Origin of the sequence: Seonamhaeicola algicola (genome assembly GCF_007997385.1) — a bacterium.
GTDB classification, from domain to species: Bacteria; Bacteroidota; Bacteroidia; order Flavobacteriales; family Flavobacteriaceae; genus Seonamhaeicola; species Seonamhaeicola algicola.
In genome coordinates, this window is the sequence record NZ_VOSC01000008.1 from 5,331 (window position 1) to 9,713 (window position 4,383).

Annotated in this window: 4 protein-coding genes; all 4 read right to left on the reverse strand. The window is 31.9% G+C overall.

The features are described 5' to 3' along the window. Positions 1-391: 391 nt before the first annotated feature. Positions 392-1,189, reverse strand: coding sequence for a hypothetical protein (locus tag FUA26_RS02525; protein WP_147131134.1), 798 nt, complete (start codon positions 1,187-1,189; stop codon positions 392-394). Positions 1,190-1,371: 182 nt separating this feature from the next. Then, entirely contained in the window at positions 1,372-1,986 is a 615-nt protein-coding gene (locus tag FUA26_RS02530; protein WP_186826840.1) for a GNAT family N-acetyltransferase, read from the reverse strand. A gap of 621 nt (positions 1,987-2,607) precedes the next feature. Continuing rightward, positions 2,608-3,084, reverse strand: a complete 477-nt coding sequence (locus tag FUA26_RS02535; protein WP_147131139.1) for a hypothetical protein — start codon at positions 3,082-3,084, stop codon at positions 2,608-2,610. A 294-nt stretch (positions 3,085-3,378) separates the two neighbouring features. Then, positions 3,379-4,323 (reverse strand): DUF6602 domain-containing protein, encoded by a 945-nt coding sequence (locus FUA26_RS02540; RefSeq protein ID WP_147131142.1) that lies wholly within the window; start codon positions 4,321-4,323, stop codon positions 3,379-3,381. Positions 4,324-4,383: the final 60 nt, after the last annotated feature.

Below are 4,383 nucleotides of genomic sequence, written 5' to 3' on the forward strand. Positions count from 1 at the left end.
TCAGATTGCGTATCTGTTTAATTTTATGGATAAAGTTTAGTAAGTCGGAAGTAAATTTTGAGTTTTTTAATTCCGCAACAGTAGTTTTTTCGCGTAAAGTTTTTTAATTTTTTAAAGATTCCGAGTGATTGTCGTACGCAGTTTTTTTCAGCGTTTTGCTGAGAGTCGGTCGCAAATGAGTGATAAATTTTAATCGGTAATTAGAGATTCGGAATTTTAAAGTGTCCGAGTGAGCGTCGGCCGCTATTGAAAGCAACGGTTTGGTATAACCGTCAGTTACGGGATTAAAGTTAATGTTTTTCGGTTAAGCACTGACGTTAGCAATTCCGAGTGGATTCGGACGTAGTCGAATCCGCCGTAATTGCGGTTATACATTGTTGCCAGTAGTTTTTTATGTCTCATCAATAGGAAATTTGTCGTGCAATTTCAAAACCTCATATGCTATAATCTTTCCGTCTGATGTTTTAATTTTTACGTCTACTTGAAATGCAAAATTATTAGGATTGTCATCTCCTTTTAATATTTGTTTTTTTAGTTTTTTGTCAGCGAAAACAACATTTAAAGCTTTGCCTTCAACAGCATCGTCTATTATTACTTTATTGCCACTTTTTCCGTCGATTTTATTCCTGGTTTGATAAAATACCATAATTGCATTTTCTATCAAATCTCCAGTTTTTGGTTCTAGTTTTTCTTTTATTTCTGTTTTTAAAATATTTTGTAAAGCATTTGCATCTCTTGAGTCTAAATGTATGTGTTGATGAAAATCTCCATCTATTTTTACGCTCATATTTAATTGTGAGCCATTGTCTTTTGCAATCGGATTTACGATTTGGCTTAAGTCTTTACAATCTTGAATTGATAATTCGGGTTTATTTCCTTCTCCTTTTATGAAGTGTTTGACTGCTTTTCCGAAATATTCTGTAAATCCAACAATAGTGTTTACATTTTCTGCAAAAGGTATCACACCAATAGAAGCATATTCCATTAAGTCTAAAATTACACTTCCAGATTTAATTTCTTTAACGTATAATTTTGCGTGTCTTTCTTTTTCAGTAAAACCATTACTTTCGGTATAGGAATTGTATTGATTAGAAAGAGAAGTTAATGATTTAGTCAGTTCAATGAGTTCTAAAGGTTCTTTGTTCTTAATCTCAACTCGAAGACTTATGTTCTTTGCTTCAGCAGTCATTTCGTTTATTTTTTTTCATTCCGTTTTGGTTGGTCAAATTACTGGCAACGGTCTCGTATAACCGTCAGTTACGGGTTAATATACGTTAATTTTCAGTTTGACACTGACTTTAGCAATTCCGAGTGGATTCGGACGTAGTCGAATCCGCCGTAATTGCGGTTATACATTGTTGTACACCGTTTTTATTCAATAGTTAATCTTATATTGTTTTTGTCCGATAAATTCTCAATGTTAGTTTTAAAATAATTCCATTGAGGTTCCGACAATTGTTTTCCATCGTATAAAGAGTCTAATAGAGCTAACTTGTCTTCTTTCTCTAATAAATCAAAATCATAATCTTGTTCTTTCCCCCAAATTTTATATTCTTCTTGCGAATCATATAGTCTTTTGTACTCGGATTCTAAGTTAACCATATACATATTTTTTTCAGGAAAATACCTTTTGGCTTTTATCCAAAAATCTTTGGAACCAAATGTTGTGTGAGTGCTATCACTCAAAAGATTAAATCCATTTTCTATACAATGCGAATAAAGTAATTTCATTATTCCTTTTCCTCTGTGTTTTTCTATTGTGCAAACTCTTTCTACCATTTTGTAGTCAACACCTCTAAAATTGTAATCTGACATTCGTATTGCTCCATAAATTTCATTTTCATCTGTTCCTAATTTTATACAAGTATTTTGGTTAAAATCAATGCAGGTATAAAAATTCACGTTTTCAAAAGGAATGTCTAATTCAGTATGAGACTGTATAAAATCATCTCGTAAAACTTTAATTTCTTTAGTAAATCCAAACATATTGAACTTTCTTGGACTGTATAAATTCGGCATTCATAATGTTAGTTTCAAATGGTGTACAACGGTTAACGGCTATAAATTCGTTGCGGGAAAATCCGCAGGATTATTCCGCCGTAAAACGAATTTAAAAAAAAGAAATGAATTTTCGGAAGAAAATTCAGTCGCAATGATTTTTAGCCAATGTTGTTTTTAGTAGCGGCCCACAAGAGTGAGCAGAAACAGATTGCGTATCTGTTTAATTATATCCGCAACGTTTAGTAAGTCGGAAGCAAATTTTGAGTTTTTTAATTCCGCAACAGTAGTTTTTTCGCGTAGAGTTTTTTTGTTTTTTAAAGATTCCGAGTGATTGTCGTACGCAGTTTTTTTTCAGCGTTTTGCTGAGAGTCGGTCGCAAATGAGTGATAAATTTTAATCGGTAATTAGAGATTCGGAATTTTAAAGTGTCCGAGTGAGCGTCGGCCGCTATTGAAAGCAACGGTCTAGGCTATGGTTTCGTTGCGTGGTAAAGCGATAACACAGCAAGTAAACTACAAGTAGAAAATCCTAAAGGATTTTCGTAAGTAGAACTAAACAAGCAATGAATTATAGCCATTGTTACCACACGTTTTTTTATTAAGATTATTAATTATAAACATAAACAAGTTCTCCATTTGGTTTTAAGTAGCCTTTAAATGACACGACTTCATTTTTAATATTTGGATAATAAAATGGAGTTTCAAATGAATAAGTAACATCAATGGATAATTTTCTAATTTTTTTATAAATAGCACCCTCATAAATACCAATGAAAGACCTTTTATCAGTATTAATATGTTTTGAATCACTGGGATTAATTTCTTTTATGAAATGTCCAAATGATACAGGGCCTCCTTGCAAGGTAATACCACGTTCAAAATCTGCGTCTATTGATGATTTTAAATTGATGTTTAGGTTTTTAATTTTGTATGCATTTTCGTTGGTAAAAACAATTGTGGTTGATAGAATGTCTTGCATACTTATTACTTGAGGTTTAACATCTAATTTTTTAGGATAATATGAAATATAAAACGGAATTAAAAATGAAAAAATACCAACAGGAAACCATTTCTTATATCGCAAAATTTTTTGAAAAAAAGTTAAATCCTTGGATTGATTTTGCTCTTTATTTAGTTGAACTTTTTTTAATGATTGTCGTTTTTTGGCAAGTGATGTATTGGATTGCTTTTTTCTTTTTTTAGATTTCCTTTTTTTACCCATGTTTATTCTCAAATGTGTGGTAACGGTCTCGTATAACCGTCAATTACGGTTTTAAAGTTAATAATTTTCGGTTAAGAACTAGCGTTAGCAATTCCGAGTGGATTCGGGCGCAGTCGAATCCGCCGTAATTGCGGTTATACATTGTTGTGCAAAGTATTATTTCATTACATTTAATTTTCCGTCATTAATCGTAAATTTCACTTTTAAATCATCTGTCAAATAATGTTCCATTAAGTTTAGGTTTGGATTAATAAATCTTAATTGTAACATTCTCGTCAGTATTAAGATGAAATTCAGCAATGTTTTCCCTTGGTCTACTAAAACATCTTCATCTCCAACTTTTGTAAATGGATATAAACTGTCCTTATAACTGTGGAATTTTTTTCCATTTATTTCAACAATAGGGTTGTCCTCTGTTGTTTGAAATATATCTCCCTCAACAATTGGGAACACTAATGGTAATTCTTTTTTAAGTCCAGATTTTAATGCCAATAAGCCTTGGTCTAAAGCACAAACGTGACTTGGTATATTTTTAAACTCTTTATTATTTTCTGCACTAAACCAATTTAAGAACGTGCTCAAATTGTTAGTTTCAGTTTCATATGAAAAAACTAATCCAAGAGGTGGTCTCGTAGGTTCGTCTTGAAATAGGATTGTATCATTATTCATTTCTCCAATCGGTTCTGTTGGAAGCACTCTGAACCTTTCTTGAATATAGTCCAATTGCAAAACTGAATCAATGTTCTGTATGGCTATTTTGCTTTTTTCTGAATCAAGACTTGTTTTCACCTCTATAACTGCATAAACAATATCCACTGGATAGAATTTAGCAGTAGACATAGATAGTAATTCAGGATAATTGTAGTTGTCATATATTATTATATCACATTGTCTACTTTGATTACCTTTTCTATCTATTACGATTCCTGACCCAACTCCATATTTTTTGGGAATAAACTTTTCAATCAAGTCTCTAATTGCCGATTCATTCCCATCTCCTTTTAATCCATTATGTTTAAATAATCGATTAATAAGTTGCACTTCAGAGTTTAATCTGCCAAGTACACCTTTATAATATTGAGACAGGACATCTTGATTCATACAGCTTCATATTTTGCACAACGGTCTCGGCTATGAGTAGTTGCGTGGGTTAGCACTTAA